This is a genomic window from Isoptericola sp. NPDC056134 (assembly GCF_042264825.1).
GTDB classification, from domain to species: Bacteria; Actinomycetota; Actinomycetes; order Actinomycetales; family Cellulomonadaceae; genus Isoptericola; species Isoptericola nanjingensis.
Genome location: NZ_JBHJVM010000001.1, coordinates 386,330 through 402,371 on the forward strand (window position 1 = coordinate 386,330; position 16,042 = coordinate 402,371).

The 16,042-nt window shown below is 70.4% G+C and carries 14 protein-coding genes and 2 tRNA genes; 12 read left to right on the plus strand and 4 right to left on the minus strand.

Annotated elements, in window-relative coordinates; genetic code table 11:
• Positions 1-10: 10 nt before the first annotated feature.
• The 3 genes from yidD to rpmH are packed head-to-tail and all read right to left on the minus strand — an operon-like array spanning position 11 to position 861.
• On the minus strand, positions 11-334 hold the full coding sequence (gene yidD, locus ACFCZN_RS01700; protein ID WP_429762812.1) for a membrane protein insertion efficiency factor YidD: 324 nt from the start codon (positions 332-334) through the stop codon (positions 11-13).
• A complete protein-coding gene (rnpA, locus tag ACFCZN_RS01705) occupies positions 331-720 on the minus strand; it encodes a ribonuclease P protein component (protein WP_430555611.1) in 390 nt (129 codons plus the stop codon). Before rnpA ends, yidD begins: the two co-directional genes overlap by 4 nt.
• A 3-nt stretch (positions 721-723) precedes the next feature.
• Positions 724-861 carry a 50S ribosomal protein L34 gene (gene rpmH, locus ACFCZN_RS01710; protein ID WP_013840089.1) on the minus strand — a complete coding sequence of 46 codons (138 nt, stop codon included), beginning with the start codon at positions 859-861 and terminating at the stop codon, positions 724-726.
• Between the two features lie 406 nt (positions 862-1,267).
• On the opposite strand from rpmH, the gene dnaA reads away from it, so the two are divergent.
• The 5 genes from dnaA to ACFCZN_RS01735 all read left to right on the plus strand — a co-directional run bounded on the left by dnaA (position 1,268) and on the right by ACFCZN_RS01735 (position 7,225).
• On the plus strand, positions 1,268-2,683 hold the full coding sequence (gene dnaA, locus ACFCZN_RS01715; RefSeq protein WP_429762809.1) for a chromosomal replication initiator protein DnaA: 1,416 nt from the start codon (positions 1,268-1,270) through the stop codon (positions 2,681-2,683).
• A 650-nt stretch (positions 2,684-3,333) separates the two neighbouring features.
• On the plus strand, positions 3,334-4,467 hold the full coding sequence (gene dnaN / locus ACFCZN_RS01720; protein ID WP_430555612.1) for a DNA polymerase III subunit beta: 1,134 nt from the start codon (positions 3,334-3,336) through the stop codon (positions 4,465-4,467).
• A 43-nt stretch (positions 4,468-4,510) separates the two neighbouring features.
• Complete coding sequence (gene gnd, locus ACFCZN_RS01725) at positions 4,511-5,404, plus strand: phosphogluconate dehydrogenase (NAD(+)-dependent, decarboxylating) (RefSeq protein WP_429762807.1); 894 nt, start codon at positions 4,511-4,513, stop codon at positions 5,402-5,404.
• Positions 5,405-5,436: 32 nt separating this feature from the next.
• Positions 5,437-6,627: a DNA replication/repair protein RecF gene (recF, locus tag ACFCZN_RS01730; RefSeq protein WP_429762806.1), complete on the plus strand. Its 1,191-nt coding sequence runs from the start codon at positions 5,437-5,439 to the stop codon at positions 6,625-6,627.
• 103 nt (positions 6,628-6,730) lie between these two features.
• Complete coding sequence (locus ACFCZN_RS01735; RefSeq protein ID WP_429763208.1) at positions 6,731-7,225, plus strand: DUF721 domain-containing protein; 495 nt, start codon at positions 6,731-6,733, stop codon at positions 7,223-7,225.
• A gap of 78 nt (positions 7,226-7,303) precedes the next feature.
• Here ACFCZN_RS01735 and ACFCZN_RS01740 read toward each other — a convergent pair whose 3' ends face one another.
• Positions 7,304-8,857: an LPXTG cell wall anchor domain-containing protein gene (locus ACFCZN_RS01740; protein ID WP_430555613.1), complete on the minus strand. Its 1,554-nt coding sequence runs from the start codon at positions 8,855-8,857 to the stop codon at positions 7,304-7,306.
• 443 nt (positions 8,858-9,300) lie between these two features.
• On the opposite strand from ACFCZN_RS01740, the gene gyrB reads away from it, so the two are divergent.
• The 7 genes from gyrB (at position 9,301) to ACFCZN_RS01775 (ending at position 15,991) form a co-directional block, all read left to right on the plus strand.
• The gene (gene gyrB / locus ACFCZN_RS01745) at positions 9,301-11,412 is read left to right on the plus strand and encodes a DNA topoisomerase (ATP-hydrolyzing) subunit B (RefSeq protein ID WP_430555614.1); all 2,112 of its coding nucleotides are present in this window, start codon (positions 9,301-9,303) and stop codon (positions 11,410-11,412) included.
• A 115-nt stretch (positions 11,413-11,527) separates the two neighbouring features.
• Positions 11,528-14,149: a DNA gyrase subunit A gene (gyrA, locus tag ACFCZN_RS01750; RefSeq protein WP_430555615.1), complete on the plus strand. Its 2,622-nt coding sequence runs from the start codon at positions 11,528-11,530 to the stop codon at positions 14,147-14,149.
• Positions 14,149-15,000 carry a DUF3566 domain-containing protein gene (locus ACFCZN_RS01755; RefSeq protein ID WP_430555616.1) on the plus strand — a complete coding sequence of 284 codons (852 nt, stop codon included), beginning with the start codon at positions 14,149-14,151 and terminating at the stop codon, positions 14,998-15,000. Before gyrA ends, ACFCZN_RS01755 begins: the two co-directional genes overlap by 1 nt.
• 116 nt (positions 15,001-15,116) lie before the next feature.
• A tRNA-Ile gene (locus tag ACFCZN_RS01760) sits at positions 15,117-15,190 on the plus strand.
• Between the two features lie 63 nt (positions 15,191-15,253).
• Positions 15,254-15,373, plus strand: a complete 120-nt coding sequence (locus tag ACFCZN_RS01765) for a DLW-39 family protein (RefSeq protein ID WP_217700772.1) — start codon at positions 15,254-15,256, stop codon at positions 15,371-15,373.
• A gap of 30 nt (positions 15,374-15,403) precedes the next feature.
• Positions 15,404-15,479, plus strand: a tRNA-Ala gene (locus ACFCZN_RS01770).
• A 143-nt stretch (positions 15,480-15,622) separates the two neighbouring features.
• On the plus strand, positions 15,623-15,991 hold the full coding sequence (locus ACFCZN_RS01775; RefSeq protein ID WP_430555617.1) for a YciI family protein: 369 nt from the start codon (positions 15,623-15,625) through the stop codon (positions 15,989-15,991).
• Positions 15,992-16,042: the final 51 nt, after the last annotated feature.

Genomic DNA, 16,042 nt, shown 5'->3' on the forward strand with positions numbered 1-16,042 from the left:
TCCGGGAGGGTCAGTGGTGTGCTGCGCCGCGGTGCTCGTGACCTGCCGCGTCGACATCGACATGGCGAGAACGAGCGGGTGGGACGTCGTCGACTCCGCCGAGGCTCCACGGGTTGCACCGCAGGATCCGCCACAGAGCGAGGCCGGTTCCCCGTAGCGTCCCGTGCGTACGGATCGCGATGATCGCGTACTGGGAGCACGACGGGTAGTACTTGCAGGTGGGCCCCGTCAGCGGGGAGATCACCGACTGGTAGACGCGCAGGACGCCGATGAGGACGGTCGCCGGGAGGTTCCGCAGCGCGTCGCGCCCGCGGTCGAACGTCGAGGCGGTCACGTCGTCCTCCGGGCGCGCGCGAGGGCGCGCTCGAGGCTGCTCGTGAGGTCCTTGTCGAGCTCCGCATAGGTGGCGCCGCTCGAGGCGGGCAGAGCGCGAACGACCATCCGGGACCCAGGGGGGATGGCGGGAAGGTGCGCCGCGGCGATGTGCCGCAGGCGGCGCTTCACCTGGTTCCGGTGCACGGCGTTCCCCACGGCCTTGGATACGACAAGACCGACCTGTGGCGGGGCATCGCCCGCGACAGCACCGACGCCGGCCTCAAGGCCGGCGTCGGGGTCGACGAGGAGATGCACCACCACGGTCGATCGACCTGCACGCGTGCCACGGCGCACCGTCCGTTCGAAGTCGACGGAACGGCGCAGTCGGTGCGCCGCGGGCAACATCCGTCAGGCAGAGAGCTCGGCGCGACCCTTGCGCCGACGGTTCGCCAGGATGGCGCGGCCGGCGCGGGTGCGCATGCGCAGCCGGAAGCCGTGGGTCTTGGCACGACGGCGGTTGTTCGGCTGGAAAGTCCGCTTGCTCACGAGGTACTCCAAGAAACGTCGGGGAGGCACACCGTCAGTTCCTCGACGATGCAGGTCTTGTCGCAGGTCGGGCTCGCGTACGAGACGTGGAAGCACCGACCGGGCCGACCCGAGGACCGGCAGCCCTGTTAAGGGCGCGCGAAAGGACCTGGAACGGCTGTCCGACGTTACGCCGTGGAGGCCCCTCAGGTCAAACCCGCCCGGGGGCGACCCGGACCGGCTGGTGGCTACGATGTGGAGGACCTCACGCACCTCGGCGCGATGGCGCGCCGTTCGCCCGGTCCGGTCATCGCCCACAGCATTGTCCACAGGTTCCACAGCATGTGGACAACGCTGTGGACGGAGATCTGGCGTGGCAGACTCGCGACCTCGCTGACCATCCCGAACGACCCGAAGGACGACGCCCGTGGCCCAGCCGGACGAGAACATCACCGACGTCTGGGCACACACGCTCGCCACTCTCGAGGCACGGCCGGACATGAGCGCCCGGCAGCTCGCGTTCATCAAGCTCGCGAAGCCGATGGCCATCCTCGAGGACACCGTGTTCATCGCGGTGCCGCACGAGCAGACACGCGCCTACCTCGAGACCAGCGTGCGCGACCAGCTCGTGTCCGCGATGGCCTCCACGCTCGGGCGCGACATCCGCTTCGGCATCACCGTGGACCCGGAGCTGAGCAGCGACACCCTCACCGGACCGTCGCAGGACTACACGGCTCCCCCGGAGCCCGGCATCCCCGACGAGCCGGAGGCGCCCCCGCTGCCGCCGAGCCCCAAGCAGTCGGCCGAGCCGACCCGTCTCAACCCGAAGTACATCTTCGAGACCTTCGTCATCGGATCGTCCAACCGGTTCGCCCACGCCGCCGCCGTCGCCGTCGCCGAGGCCCCGGCCAAGGCGTACAACCCGCTGTTCATCTACGGCGACTCCGGGCTCGGCAAGACGCACCTGCTCCACGCCATCGGCCACTACGCCCACAACCTCTATCCCCATGTGCGCGTGCGGTACGTGAACTCGGAGGAGTTCACCAACGACTTCATCAACAGCATCGGCGAGGGGCGCGCCGGGGCCTTCCAGCGTCGCTACCGCGACGTCGACGTCCTCCTCATCGACGACATCCAGTTCCTCGAGGGCAAGGAACAGACGATGGAGGAGTTCTTCCACACCTTCAACGCCCTCCACAACGCGGACAAGCAGGTGGTGATCACCTCCGACGTCCCGCCCAAGCAGCTGAACGGCTTCGAGGACCGGCTGCGCTCGCGCTTCGAGTGGGGCCTCATCACGGACGTCCAGCCGCCGGACCTCGAGACCCGCATCGCGATCCTGCGCAAGAAGGCCGCGAGCGAGCGGCTCGACGTCCCTGCCGAGGTGCTCAGCTACATCGGCTCGCGCATCTCCACGAACATCCGCGAGCTCGAGGGGGCGCTCATCCGCGTCACGGCCTTCGCGAACCTCAACCGGCAGGCCGTGGACCTGGCCCTCGCGGAGATCGTCCTCAAGGACCTCATCACCGACGACGACACGCAGGAGATCACCCCGTCGATGGTGATCGCCCAGACGGCCGCCTACTTCGGGCTCACGATCGACGACCTGTGCGGTTCCTCCCGCTCGCGCGTGCTCGTCACCGCCCGTCAGATCGCCATGTACCTGTGCCGGGAGCTCACCGACCTGTCGTTGCCGAAGATCGGCCAGCAGTTCGGCGGCCGTGACCACACCACCGTGATGCACGCGAACAAGAAGATCGCGGGCCAGATGGCCGAGCGTCGTTCCACCTACAACCAGGTGACCGAGCTCACGAGCCGCATCAAGCAGCAGCACCGCGGCTGACCTCTTTCCGCACGACGAACCGCCTCACGGGCCCGACCACGCTCTCCACAGGGCTGTGGATCCGGGCCCGTCGGCGTCTCTCCACATGCCTGCCCACAGGGAGATGCCCGGAAACGGCCAGTTGCGCTGCATCTGTCCCCAGGCCTGTGGAGCAATACCGTGGACAAGCGGCGCTGCGCGGACACGGGAGAGATTCACACCTGTGGATAACTCTGTGGACGCGTGTGGACCACCGCGGCAGATCCGTGGACGACGACGCCCCGATCGGTGGACGGCTGTGGGTACAGATTCCGTCGCCCACAGGCACAAGGTGTTGTCCACAGCGGCGCCCCCACGGCCTCCACACCCTGAACAGCCCTCTGACCTGCACAAACGTCCGTCATCCCCAGATTCCACAACCCCGATGACGATGACGAACGTTTGATCATCAAGAAATTCCCCACACCTTCATCAGGGCGGCGAGGCGATCCAGGGCGGTCCCGCCCCTCAGCCTGAGGATCACGTGCCGAAGAGCCCCTGTCTCGCGTAGGGTTTGGCTCGGACGACGAGGCAGGTCGGGTCATGACGACGGTCCGGGCCGGTCCCGGGCCAACGGCCCCACGCCCGCACGTCCGCTTCGATCGACAAGGGTCGACAACGCGAGGAGTGGGATGAAGTTCCGGGTTGAGCGTGACGTCCTGGCCGAGGCCGTGACCTGGACGGCGCGCACGCTCCCCACGCGCCCTCCGGCACCGGTGCTCGCGGGCGTACGCATCGAGGTCGACACGGCCGGCACGATCTGGCTGTCCAGCTTCGACTACGAGGTGTCCGCGCGGGCGGAGATCCCCGCCGAGGTCTCCGAGCCGGGGACGGTGCTCGTCTCAGGACGGCTGCTGGCCGAGATCTCCCGGGCCCTGCCCCACAAGCCTGTGGACGTCACCCTCGAGGGCACGAAGGTGGTCCTGACGTGCGGCGCCTCGCGCTTCACCCTGCTGACCATGCCGGTGGAGGACTACCCGACGCTGCCGCAGATGCCCGAGCTGAGCGGCACGGTGACCGGCGACGCGCTCACGCACGCCGTCGCCCAGGTCAGCGTGGCCGCGAGCCGCGACGACACGCTCCCCCTGCTCACCGGCGTGAGGATGGAGATCGAGGGCGAGCGCATCACCCTCATCGCCACCGACCGGTACCGACTGGCACTGCGTGAGCTCACCTGGACGCCGGCCACGCCGGGCTACTCGGCCGTCGCGCTCGTGCGCGCCCGCACCCTGACCGACGTCGCGAAGTCGCTCGGTGGGGGCGGGGGCCTCGTCAACGTAGGCCTGTCCACGGGCCAGGGCGTCGACCTCATCGGCTTCGAGGCCGGCGGCCGCCACACGACGTCGCAGCTCGTCGACGGCGACTACCCGCCCGTGCGGCGTCTCTTCCCGGACGCGACGCCGATCCACGCCGTCGTCGCCACCGCGCCGCTCATCGAGGCCGCCAAGCGCGTGTCCCTCGTGGCGGAGCGCAACACGCCGATCCGGCTGTCGTTCACGGACGGTCAGGTCGTGCTCGACGCAGGGCAGGGCGACGACGCGCAGGCGTCCGAGGCCCTCGAGGCGGTGCTGGTGGGCGAGGACATCCAGGTCGCGTTCAACCCGCAGTTCCTGCTGGACGGGCTCGGGGCGCTCGGTACCGACTTCGTCCGGCTGTCGTTCACGCACCCGAACAAGCCTGTGGAGTTCACCGGCCAGGAGTCGCTCGACGGCGAGGACTCGTCGGAGTACCGCTACCTGCTCGTGCCGATCCGCTTCGCCGGCTGAGCTCGTCCCCGCCCGCTCGCCCGTACCGCACCCGGAGGAACCCATGGTCAGCCACATCGGACTCGTCGGTCTGGGCAAGATGGGCAACAACATGCGCGAGCGGCTGCGCCGCGGCGGCATCGAGGTCACCGGGTACGACCCGCGGCCCGAGGTGTCGGACGTCGCGTCGCTCGCGGATCTCGTGGCCGCGCTGCCCGCGGACCGTCGCGTCGTGTGGGTGATGGTGCCGGCCGGCGACCCGACGCGCGGCGTGGTGCAGGAGCTGGGCACGCTGCTGGGCGAGGGTGACGTCGTCGTCGAGGGCGGGAACTCGCACTACCCCGAGGACCAGGCGCGCGCGGCAGAGCTGGCCGAGCACGGTATCGGCTACGTCGACGTGGGCGTCTCCGGCGGCGTGTGGGGTCTGGAGAACGGGTACGGCCTGATGTGCGGCGGCGACCGCGCGCACGTCGAGACGCTCATGCCCGTCTTCGACGCGCTGCGGCCCGAGGGCCCCCGCGAGGAGGGTTTCGTGCACGCCGGCGAGGTGGGCGCGGGGCACTTCGCGAAGATGGTCCACAACGGCATCGAGTACGGCCTCATGCAGAGCTACGCGGAGGGCTACGAGCTGCTCGCCGCCAAGGACATCGTCACGGACGTGCACGGCACGATGAAGGCGTGGATGCGCGGCACGGTCGTGCGGTCGTGGCTGCTCGACCTCATGGTGAAGGCGCTCGAGGAGGACCCGGCGCTGGCGGCGATCGACGACTGGGTGGACGACTCGGGCGAGGGCCGCTGGACGGTCGACGAGGCCATCGACAACGCGGTGCCGCTGCCCGTGATCTCCGCGGCGCTGTTCGCGCGCTTCGCGTCCCGGCAGGACGAGTCCCCGGCGATGAAGGCCGTGGCCGCGCTGCGCCAGCAGTTCGGCGGGCACGCGGTCAAGCCCGCGCAGTGAGGCCGGCGGTGGCAGGCCGCCGAGCAGGGTAGATGTACGTCTCCCACCTCTCCCTCCTCGACTTCCGCTCGTACGCCGCGGCCGACGTCGAGCTCGAGCCTGGCCCGAACGCGTTCGTCGGGCGCAACGGCCAGGGCAAGACCAACCTCGTCGAGGCGATCGGCTACGTGGCGACCCTCGGCAGCCACCGGGTCGCGAACGACACCCCCCTCATCAAGGCGGGCGCGGAGCGGGCGGTCGTCCGGACGCGGATCGTGCGCGGGGACCGGGCGTCGACCGTCGAGCTGGAGATCACCGCCGGCAAGGCGAACCGGGCCCGCGTGAACCGTGGGCAGCTCGGACGGGCGCGTGACGTGCTCGGCATCCTGCGGACGGTGCTCTTCGCGCCCGAGGACCTCGCGCTCGTCAAGGGCGACCCCGACGGCCGGCGCCGCTTCCTCGACCAGCTGGTCGTGCAGCTCCTCCCCCGCGCTGCCGGCCTGCTGGGCGACTACGAGCGCGTGGTGCGGCAGCGGTCGGCGCTGCTCAAGTCGCTCCGCGGGGCGCGCCGGTCCGGCGCAGGCGCTGTGGACACCAGCACCCTCGAGGTCTGGGACGCCCGGGCGGCGCAGCTCGGCGGGCAGATCCTCGCGATGCGCCTCGCGCTGGTGGAGGCCCTGCGACCGCACGTCGCGGCCGCGTACGAGCAGGTCAGCGACGCCGACGGCGACGCGCAGCTCGCGTACCGCTCGAGCGTCCCCGGCGCCACGGACGGCGCGACGCCCGCCGCGGAGGACCTGGAGAAGGCGATCCTCGCGGCGATGGCGGAGGCGCGTGCCCAGGAGCTGGAACGCGGCGTCAGCCTCGTCGGGCCGCACCGCGACGACCTGGTCCTCACCCTCGGTGGGCTGCCGGCCAAGGGGTACGCGAGCCACGGGGAGTCGTGGTCATTCGCGCTGGCGCTGCGGCTCGCGTCGTACCGGCTGCTCGGCGGCGGCGACGACCCGGAGCACGTGCCGGACGCCGCGTTCTGGGACCCCGACCTCGACACGGACGCCGACCCCGTGCTGATCCTGGACGACGTGTTCGCCGAGCTGGACGTGCGACGTCGCGAGCGGCTGGCGGAGCTCGTCGCGCCGGCTCGCCAGGTGCTCGTCACGGCCGCCGTGCCCGACGACGTCCCGCCGGGGCTGCTCGGTGCGCGGTACGAAGTCACCCCCGGCCAGGTGCGTCGTGCGACGTGACGACGGCGCGACCGTCGAGGGCGACCTCCCCGAGGACGACGGGAGCACGGGCGGCCCGTCGTCCCGCGCCGAGGACCCGCGCCCGGTCACGGACCGCACCGAGCTGACGCCGCCGTCGGCGGTCGCGCGAGAGGCCCTCAACCGCGCGAAGGCGGCGGCGCGGGCCAAGGGACTCCGGCCCGGCTCGCCGGCGCGCCGCTCCCCCCTCGCAGAGCCACGTCTGTCCGGGCAGGGGCCCGGCGCCCGCGACCCGCAGCTCCTGTCGGAGGTGCTGGGGCGCCTCATGCGGGACAAGGGGTGGACGGCGGACGTGTCCGTCGGCGGCGTGATCGGGCGCTGGCGCGAGGTGGTGGGCGACCAGGTCGCCGACCACTGTCAGCCGGAGACCTTCGAGCAGAAGGTGCTCGTGGTGCGGGCCGACTCGACCGCCTGGGCCACGCAGGTGAGGCTGCTGGTGCCGACCCTGCTCCGCCGGCTCGAGGAAGAGGTCGGCGAGGGCGTCGTCGAGCAGGTCACCGTGCTCGGGCCCGCCGGGCCGGGCTTTCGCCGCGGACGACGCACGGTGCGCGGCCCGGGACCGCGCGACACGTACGGCTGAGGGTTCGGGACCGCGCGGACATGACGACGGGGCCCGGCCGCTGGTGCGGCCGGGCCCCGTCGTCGTGCTCGCGGGACGTCAGCGCTGGATGCGGCGACGCAGCCAGAACAGCACGCCGCCGCCGACGATCAGCAGCGCGGCGATCCCGGCGAAGACGCCGACCGTCGCACCCGTCTGCGGGAGCTCGTCGGCCGTCTCCGCCGCGGCCGGCGGGACCTCGGCGTCGTCCGCGACGACGTCCACGTCCGCGCCGCCGGCGCCGACCGGGTTGGCGCACTCGGTGCTCGCCTCCGGGTAGCTCACGAGCTGCGAGTACTCGGGGTTGACCTCGAAGAGCACCTCGACGCCCTCACGGGTCCAGGCGTAGTTGCCGTCCGTCTCGGCGTAGGAGCCGTCGTCCTGCTGCTCCCAGCCCGGCCACTGCTTCGGCGCCGTGTCCGAGGCACCCGGCCACAGCAGCTGGCCCTCCAGCGGCTGGTCGGTGGCGACGTAGTTCTCGCCACCCTCCGGGTGGATGAACGTGATGGTCAGCGGGGTCTCGTCGTCGACCTCGATGCCCTCGGGCAGCGAGACGCCGTAGTCGAGGTAGGGCGTGTCGCCCACGCACACGGCACCGATGTCACCCGGGATCAGCGCGCACGACTCCTCCGACGGGACGAGCTGCTCGATCGGGAAGATCACGTCGCCACCCTCGGTGCGGGTGTAGCCGCCCAGGTCGTCGCCGAACGTGCGTCCCTCGGTCGGCACCGCGAGCACGCCCTGCTCGGTGGTCAGGTAGGTGACGTCCGCGGTGTCCGCGGGGAGGATGACGTCCGACGCGACCGCGCCGCAGACGTCGAGGGCGTCCGGGGCCCGCGGAACGACGGTCTGAGGCTCCTCGACGACCGGGACCTCCGGCTCGGTCGGGGTGGCGCAGTCCTCGGCGGACGGCAGCTCGATGCCGAAGTCGCTGAGCTCCTGGTGCTGCCAGTCGACCAGGTGCCCGTCCATGGACGAGCCGTCGGGGTAGGTGATCGTCTCCGGCATCGTGTACTCGTCCACGCCGCCGCGCACCAGGTCCTGCTGGATGCCCCACCCGGTGCACAGGTCGATGTCGTCGAGCGCGTCCGTCTCCGGGAGCTCGGTGTACCAGTGCTGGTCGTTCTTGAGCTCGTCCTCGGGAACGGTGAGCGGCGTCGTGCCGAGGAGCTGCTGCTCGCCGGAGTTCTCCCACGCGGCAGGCTTGTCCTTGTCGAGCTTCGGGTACAGGTAGATGCCGACCTGGACGTCGGTGACCTCCGGAGCCGGGCACGCCTTGGTGCTCTCGCCGTAGGACCAGTCGTACTGGGTGCCGTTGTGGCCGTCCCATGCATCGACCTCGACGGTCCACCGGGAACTGCCGGAGATGTCGATCTTGTCGTTGTGGTACCCGGTCCCGAAGGACTCCTCGACCACGGTCTTGTCGTCGACCTTCACCTTCACGGTGTTGGTCCGGCCGTCGTGGCCGTTGGCGTATGCCGCCAGGTTCACGGTGAGCGTGTCGCAAGTGGCCGACGCTCCGGGGGTGTGGGCGGAGGCCGGCGCCGCGGTGGCGACGAGCATCCCTCCGACGGCGAGCGTCGTCGCGGCGACGCCGGCCAGAGTCCTCTTCACTGTGGGGTTGTCCCTTCGGTGGTGACCGGTGCACGGGCGCGCGCCAGTCGACGTGCGAAACGGGGAGTCGTGGGGTAGTACACCAGTTTTTGGAGTAAATCGGGAGAGCCGTTGATAACGGTCAGAGCACAAAAAACCGACGTTCCGGAAGAGCCGCTCCGATCACCCCCCCAACTGTGGACAACCTTGGGGACAAGCCTGTGGACAAGGCTGTGGAGAGCGCGCTTTCCACGACCTGTGGACAACGTGTGCGGAACTTCCCTCCAGCGGCGTCAATCCGCCGTTTCCTTGCCTCCGGCAGGTAGACTGGGACGGTCATTCCGGGTCGTGCTGCGACCTCTCGCACGGCTCGGTCGAGCGCAGCCCGGAACCTGAGAGCCGCGCCGCCTGCACACCGCACGAAGCGTCGGCACGTGCACGACGACCGAGGAGCAGCTCCGCCTGTGGCAGACCGAACCGACACCCCCCGTCCCGACACTGTCGCCAACGGAGCCAACGAAGCAGCCGGACCGGGGAACGGGTACGACGCCGGCAACATCACCGTCCTGGAGGGCCTCGAGGCCGTCCGCAAGCGCCCGGGCATGTACATCGGCTCCACGGGCGAGCGGGGCCTGCACCACCTGGTCTACGAGATTGTGGACAACTCTGTGGACGAGGCCCTCGCGGGTCACGCCGACAGCGTCGAGGTGACCCTCCTCGCCGACGGCGGTGTCCGGGTCCGCGACAACGGCCGAGGCATCCCCGTCGCGATGCACCCCACCGAGGGCAAGCCCACGCTCGAGGTCGTCATGACGATCCTGCACGCGGGCGGGAAGTTCGGCGGCGGCGGTTACGCCGTCTCCGGCGGCCTGCACGGCGTGGGCATGTCGGTCGTGAACGCGCTGTCCACCCGCTTCGTGTCCCAGGTGAAGCGCGACGGCTTCCACTGGCAGCAGGAGTACCGCGACGGCGGCGAGCCCGTCACCGAGGTGCAGAAGCTCGAGCCGCTGGCCGAGGACGAGGCCACCGGGACCACGCAGACGTTCTGGGCCGACGACTCGATCTTCGAGACCACGGAGTACGACTTCGAGACGCTGCGCTCGCGCTTCCAGCAGTACGCCTTCCTCAACAAGGGCCTGAAGATCACGCTGCGCGACGAGCGCGCCGGTCACGCCGTCGCGGACGACGAGGTCGCGGGCCGGGCCCCGGACGGCGCGGACACCGACGTCACGGCCGCAGACGGTGCCGCCGACGTCGAGGACGCGAACCCCGTCCGTACGGTGACGTACCGCTACGACAACGGCCTCACGGACTATGTGGCGCACATCAACGCGGCCAAGAAGTCCGAGCTCATCCACCCCGAGATCATCGACGTGGAGTCGGAGGACACGGAGCGGAAGATCTCGGTGGAGATCGCGATGCAGTGGACCAGCGCGTACAGCGAGTCGGTGCACACGTTCGCGAACACGATCTCGACCACCGAGGGCGGCACGCACGAGGAGGGCTTCCGTGCGGCGCTCACCACCCTGGTGAACAGCTACGCCCGCGACAAGCAGATCATCAAGGAGAAGGACGACAACCTCACGGGCGACGACATCCGCGAGGGCCTCACCGCCGTCATCTCCGTCAAGCTCGGCGAGCCCCAGTTCGAGGGCCAGACCAAGACGAAGCTCGGCAACACCGAGGCGAAGACGTTCGTGCAGCGCGTGGTGCGCGAGAAGCTCGTGGACTGGTTCGACGCCCACCCCACCGAGGCGCGCGACATCATCCGCAAGGCCATCCAGGCGTCGCAGGCCCGCATCGCGGCCCGCAAGGCGCGCGAGGCCACGCGACGCAAGGGGATCCTCAGCTCGGGCGGGATGCCCGGCAAGCTCAAGGACTGCCAGTCGAACCGCGCCGAGGACTGCGAGGTCTACATCGTCGAGGGCGACTCGGCCGGCGGCTCCGCCGTCCGTGGTCGCAACCCGCACAACCAGGCGATCCTGCCGCTGCGCGGCAAGATCCTCAACGTCGAGCGGGCCCGGCTGGACAAGGCTCTCTCCAACCAGGAGATCCAGTCCCTCATCACGGCGTTCGGCACGGGCATCGGGGAGGACTTCGACATCTCGAAGCTCCGGTACCACAAGATCGTGCTGATGGCCGACGCCGACGTCGACGGCCAGCACATCTGCACGCTGCTGCTCACCCTGCTGTTCCGCTACATGCGCCCGCTCATCGAGCACGGCCACGTGTACCTGGCGCAGCCGCCCCTGTACCGGCTCAAGTGGTCGAACGCGCCGCACGACTACGTGTACTCCGACCGTGAGCGGGACGCGTTCCTCAAGGAGGGCCTGGCGGCCGGCAAGCGGATCCCCAAGGAGAACGGCATCCAGCGCTACAAGGGCTTGGGCGAGATGGACTACACCGAGCTCTGGGACACCACCATGGACCCGGAGCACCGCACGCTGCTGCAGGTGACCATGGACGACGCGGCCGCGGCCGACGAGATCTTCTCGGTGCTCATGGGCGAGGACGTCGAGTCCCGCCGCAGCTTCATCCAGCGCAACGCCAAGGACGTCCGTTTCCTCGACATCTAGCGGCGGACGACGACGTCGTACAACCCGTACGCACGTCGTTGTACACCAGCCGAGCACGATCTCGAGGACGACGGAACCCGCGCCCCGGCGGCGCAGGACAGGAAGAAGGTAGACGGTGACGGACGAGACCCCCGGTCCCGACATGACGGACGGCGCCCCGGACGGCGAGGCGATCGACACGACCGACGGTGCGGTGACGGTGCAGCACGGCCGCATCGACCAGGTAGACCTGCAGCTGGAGATGCAGCGCAGCTACCTCGACTACGCGATGAGCGTCATCGTCGGTCGCGCGCTCCCCGACGTGCGGGACGGCCTCAAGCCGGTGCACCGCCGCGTGCTCTACGCGATGTACGACGGCGGCTACCGCCCCGACCGCGCGTACTCGAAGTGCTCGCGCGTCGTGGGCGACGTCATGGGCAAATTCCACCCGCACGGTGACACGGCGATCTACGACACCCTCGTGCGCCTGGTGCAGGACTGGGTGCTGCGGTACCCGCTCGTCGCCGGGCAGGGGAACTTCGGCTCGCCCGGCAACGACCCGGCCGCCGCTCCCCGGTACACCGAGTGCCGCATGGCCCCGCTGGCCATGGAGATGGTCCGGGACATCGAGAAGAACACGGTCGACTTCCAGGACAACTACGACGGCCGCACGCAGGAGCCCGTCGTCCTGCCCGCCCGCTTCCCGAACCTCCTGGTCAACGGCTCCGCCGGCATCGCGGTGGGCATGGCGACCAACATCCCGCCGCACAACCTGCGCGAGGTCGCCGAGGGCGTGCGCTGGCACCTCGCCAACCCGGACGCGTCGCGCGAGGAGCTCCTCGCCGCACTGATGCTGCGGATCAAGGGACCGGACTTCCCGACCGGCGCCACGATCCTCGGCACCAAGGGCATCGAGGAGGCGTACCGCACCGGCCGCGGTTCCATCACGATGCGTGCCGTCGTGAACGTCGAGGAGATCCAGAACCGGATCTGCCTCGTCATCACCGAGCTGCCCTACCAGGTCAACCCGGACAACCTGGCCAGCAAGATCGCGGACCTCGTCAACGACGGGAAGCTCGCCGGCATCGCGGACATCCGCGACGAGACGTCGGGCCGCACCGGCCAGCGCCTCGTCATCGTGCTCAAGCGCGACGCGATCGCCAAGGTCGTGCTGAACAACCTGTACAAGCACACGCCGCTGCAGTTCAGCTTCGGCGCGAACATGGTGGCGCTCGTCGACGACGTGCCGCGCACGCTCAGCCTCGACGCCTTCGTGCGGCACTGGACCACGCACCAGATCGAGGTCGTGCGTCGTCGCACCGAGTACCTGCTGGCCGAGGCCGAGCGTCAGATCCACATCCTGCGCGGCTACCTCAAGGCCCTCGACGCGCTGGACGAGGTCATCGCACTCATCCGCCGCTCCCCCGACGTCGAGGAGGCCCGCACCGGCCTCATGGAGCTGCTCGACGTCGACGAGCAGCAGGCCAACGCGATCCTGGCCCTGCAGCTGCGTCGTCTCGCGGCACTCGAGCGGCAGAAGATCATCGACGAGCACGACGGCCTGCAGCGCGAGATCGAGGACTACAAGGACATCCTCGCGAAGCCGGAGCGCCAGCGGACCATCGTCCAGGACGAGCTCGACGACATCGTCGCCCGCTACGGCGACGAGCGGCGCACCACGGTGCTGCCGTTCGACGGCGACATGTCGGTCGAGGACCTCATCCCCGAGGAGGAGGTCGTCGTCACGATCACGCGCGGCGGGTACGCCAAGCGCACGCGCTCGGACAGCTACCGGGCGCAGCGGCGCGGCGGCAAGGGCGTTCGCGGCGCCGCGCTGCGCGAGGACGACATCGTCGAGCACTTCTTCGTCACGACGACGCACCACTGGCTGCTGTTCTTCACGAACCTGGGCCGCGTGTACCGCGCCAAGGGCTACGAGCTGCCCGAGGGCGGTCGCGACGCCAAGGGCCAGCACGTGGCGAACATGCTGGCGTTCCAGCCCGGCGAGCACATCGCGCAGGTGCTCGACCTGCCGGACTACGAGGCCGCGGACTACCTGGTGCTCGCCACGCGCCGCGGGCTCGTGAAGAAGACCCGCCTCGGCGAGTACAACTCGCCGCGCTCGGGCGGCCTCATCGCGATCAACCTGCGCGAGGACGACGAGGGGCACCCCGACGAGCTCGTCGCGGCGCGCCTCGTGAACGCGGACGACCACCTCATCCTCGTGTCCCGCAAGGGCCAGTCGATCCGCTTCCCCGCCGACGACGACACGCTGCGCCCGATGGGCCGTGCGACGTCCGGCGTCACCGGCATGAAGTTCCGCGAGGAGGACGAGCTGCTCAACGCGGACGTCGTCACGCCGGGGACGGACCTGTTCGTCGTGACGGAGGGCGGCTTCGCGAAGCGCACCGCGATCACGGAGTACCGCGTCCAGGGTCGCGCCGGCTACGGCATCAAGGTCGCCAACCTGGTCGAGGCTCGTGGAGACCTCGTGGGGGCCTTGGTCACGGAGGCGGACGACGAGGTGCTGGTCATCATGGAGCGTGGCAAGATCGTGCGCTCGGCGGTCGCGGAGGTGAACCTCACCGGCCGCACCACGCAGGGCGTGACGTTCGCCAAGCCCGACCGCGGGGACCGCATCATCGCCGTCGCCCGCAACGTCGAACGTCGGGACGTCGACGAGGCAAGCGGCGACGAGTCGGTTAGCGTGGACGAGCAGGCCGCCGACGAGCAGACCACGAGCGGGGACGAGGACTGATGACGGAGAACAGCGCGTCGACCCGGGCGTCGGCGCCTCCCACGCGGGAGGCGGAGATCGACGAGTCGACCCACCGCCGCAGCCCGGCAGCGGGCGCGGCACCGATCGGCGTCGTCCGCGTCGGCGAGGTGCCGGCCCCGCCCGCCCCACCGGTCGCCGCCCCGGCGCCCGCTCCCTCGGTCGCCTCGGACGGCACCGCCGTCCAGGGCGCGTCGCCCGTCAAGGAGGGCGCGGTGAAGGCGGCCGCCGCCGCGCTCGCCGCCGCGCGGAGCGCGGCGAAGAAGGTCCAGTCGGTCATGCCGGACGCCCAGGGCAAGGGGCAGGACGGCGCGGGCAGCACGAGCGGCACGGGCACGACCAAGAGCGCCGCGAAGCCCGCCGAGCCGCGCCCGGAGATGCACTACTCGGCCGGCGGCGTGCACGGGACGGCAGCCCCCGCCGCCGCGGCTCCCGTGGGGAGCCCGATGGTCGGGGCCGTCCAGCCCGGTGCCGGCGCGCGCCGCGTGCGGCTGTCGGTCTCCCGGGTCGACCCGTGGTCGATCATGAAGCTCGCGTTCCTGCTGTCCGTCGCGATCGGCTTCATCACCGTCGTCGCGACGATGGTGGTCTGGTACGTGCTCAACGACATGGGCACGTTCGCGAAGATCCAGGGCTTCCTGAGCGAGACGATCGGCCCGCAGGCCGTGAACCTCATGCAGTTCATCGAGTTCGACCGCGTCGTCTCGTTGTCGGTGCTGATCGCCATCGTCAACGTGGTGCTGCTGACCGCGCTCGCCACGATCATGGCCATCCTGTACAACATCACGGCCGCACTCGTCGGCGGCGTGCACCTCACGCTGACGGACGAATGAACCCCGTCCCGACCGGGACCGACGTCACACCGCGTGACGGCTCTCCCGGTTTGGGAACGGACCCGCGCGTACGGTAATGTTCCGTGCTGCACGCGCTCCCTCGTGGGGGCGCGCTCGGGGCTATAGCTCAGACGGTTAGAGCGCTTCCCTGATAAGGAAGAGGTCGGAGGTTCAAGTCCTCCTAGCCCCACTCCAGGCCACCTCAGGCCCGGGCCCGAGACGCACGACGACGGTCGTGACGAGGAGGCAGAAGATGAAGAAGCTGTTCGTCCTCCTGCTCGCGCTGGGCGCGGGATACCTGGTCTGGCGCCGTCTCAACGAGGACTCGGCCGACCGGGACCTGTGGTCCGAGGTCACCGACACCATCGACTGAGGACGCCCGGCCCGTCTGACGAGGCCGCCAGGGGCCATGGCGCAATTGGTAGCGCACCTGCTTTGCAAGCAGGGGGTTAGGGGTTCGAGTCCCCTTGGCTCCACCACCGAAGACCCCGTACGCCCGTCGGCGTGCGGGGTCTCGTCGTCCGGTGACGAGCGCGCCCGGAGGTGTTGAGCTCAGGCGCCCGGTCCCGCATGGTGGATGGTGGGCCGCCGATCGGCCGGCCGTCACGACGAGGGGGTCACGATGACGCTCTACCTGCTGTCCGTGCCGCACGACTCCGAGAGCGAACCCACGATGGCGACGATGGACCCGGCGGAGCTGGAGGCGACGCTCGCGGCGGTGGGCGCCTTCAACGAGTCGCTGGAGGCCGCGGACGCGCTCCGGTGCGCCGGCGGGCTGCACCCGCCGAGCACGGCCACGACGATCGACGGTTCCGGTGAGCCGGCGACCGTCTCCCCCGGTCCGTTCGTGGAGGCCCCGGAGTACCTCGGCGGCCTCTGGGTGATCGAGGCGGCGGACGACGCCGCGGCCATCGCGTGGGGCACGCTGGCGGCCGAGGCGCTCGGCGGCCGGGTCGAGGTCCGCGCCTTCCAGGACGTGCCGCAGGTCTGAGCCCGGGGACGCCGCAGGGCCCCGTCCCTGTGGACGAGGCCCTGCGGTGAT

Bases quoted from the DNA above. Each gene is read 5' to 3' on its own strand.
- rnpA (WP_430555611.1), bottom strand. From the start codon at position 720: ATGTTGCCCGCGGCGCACCGACTGCGCCGTTCCGTCGACTTCGAACGG.
- dnaN (WP_430555612.1), top strand. From the start codon at position 3,334: ATGAAGTTCCGGGTTGAGCGTGACGTCCTGGCCGAGGCCGTGACCTGG.
- recF (WP_429762806.1), top strand. From the start codon at position 5,437: ATGTACGTCTCCCACCTCTCCCTCCTCGACTTCCGCTCGTACGCCGCG.
- gnd (WP_429762807.1), top strand. From the start codon at position 4,511: ATGGTCAGCCACATCGGACTCGTCGGTCTGGGCAAGATGGGCAACAAC.
- ACFCZN_RS01755 (WP_430555616.1), top strand. From the start codon at position 14,149: ATGACGGAGAACAGCGCGTCGACCCGGGCGTCGGCGCCTCCCACGCGG.
- ACFCZN_RS01775 (WP_430555617.1), top strand. From the start codon at position 15,623: ATGACGCTCTACCTGCTGTCCGTGCCGCACGACTCCGAGAGCGAACCC.
- ACFCZN_RS01765 (WP_217700772.1), top strand. From the start codon at position 15,254: ATGAAGAAGCTGTTCGTCCTCCTGCTCGCGCTGGGCGCGGGATACCTG.